Below are 1,394 nucleotides of genomic sequence, written 5' to 3' on the forward strand. Positions count from 1 at the left end.
TCCACCGTGGAAACCGCCCGTCTGCGGGGTCAGGATCCCGTCGACGTCTTGATGTCCTTGCGCTGCTGACCTTCTACAAGCCGCTAATCAGATACGTCGAGCTTAGAGCTTGTTCTACAATTCTGCGAAAATCTGCGAGTTTCCCCGCATCAATTTTAGCGTTTTGGAGTGCCATTAAAATGTTCAGAGGTTTTTTACCATTTTCTCTAGGCTCTTCTATTCCTAGATAATGTTCTAAACAGTGGAACAAGGATATTGGCAGATGAATTGTTAAATCGTTGCAGCTGGAGTCGATAAGGCTCTTCAGTTTAGGATTAATAACGATGGAATTTCTACCTGTTAGATGCTCATCACCATCATAGATAACACCATGAGGAATACCAAATGCCTCTAGAAGTTTCATGTATCTGGAAATATTGTATTTTCCAAGCGAATCAAGTATGTATAATTTCTGATTGTCAAAATCTGACCAATCGTTTTCAAAAAGATAATTTAGCAAGACTCTTTCCGTTGCACCTTCTACAATAAGAACTTTGCCAGCAAAGAACAGAGATGATCTTTCAGAATCTAGCCATATATGATAGCTAAAGTTGTCTGTGTAATTTTCTTGATCTACTGTTAGCCCACTCAAAACCTCATTAATTTTGCTTTGCTGAGCTAATAAGTCTTCTAGCTTAGCGTCATCTAGCTGAAAAACTTTACTGATCCCCTGATCTCTAGAAACTCTGGCTATTGATTTGAGATTTTGAGATGATTTTTGGACAAAATTTGGAGAGTGGCTGGTGACTATAACCTGACTATCTTCCGTCTCACTTAGCTTTTTCAAATGTCGGAAAAGTACTGTTTGCTGGTTTGGATGTAAATATGCTTCTGGTTCTTCAAATATCAACGTTGTACTCGATGAGTGACCTGCGTTCTGCTTGCTTTTAGATTCAGAGGCGAGTTTAATCAAATTAAATATGACTGATCTTTGAAATCCGTGGCCATAATTTTCTATGCTAATTTCTTTGTCTGGCGAGTTTTTGTCCGCAAATCCAAAATCAATCATCAATTTAATAATATCAGACTCGTCAATGTGTTTTGCTGAAAACTTAACTTCTATACCCCATTCGCTCAATTGACTATCAAAAGAGCTTTTAGTATCTTTAAGTAGTCCACCGTCATCACGAAATTCCTGATTTATTCTCTCAACACTTTCTCTGAGATGAGAGAAAGCAGTCTGTTTCTCTGCTAAGTTTTCAAAAGCGTATGAGATTATATTTCTCAGTACTGATGGGCCAGATAGTTTTATCTGATCGTATCTGATTAGCGGCTTGTAGAAGGTCAGCAGCGCAAGGACATCAAGACGTCGACGGGATCCTGACCCCGCAGACGGGCGGTTTCCACGGTGGACT

The 1,394-nt window shown here is 39.6% G+C and carries 1 protein-coding gene; it reads right to left on the reverse strand.

Annotated features, from left to right (window positions below; all coding sequences use genetic code 11):
• Nucleotides 1–73: 73 nt before the first annotated feature.
• Nucleotides 74–1,394: ATP-dependent nuclease (locus FNU79_RS18915; protein ID WP_143722337.1), on the reverse strand; the 1,321-nt coding region annotated here is incomplete at its 5' end.

The organism is Deinococcus detaillensis (assembly GCF_007280555.1).
Taxonomy (GTDB): domain Bacteria; phylum Deinococcota; class Deinococci; order Deinococcales; family Deinococcaceae; genus Deinococcus; species Deinococcus detaillensis.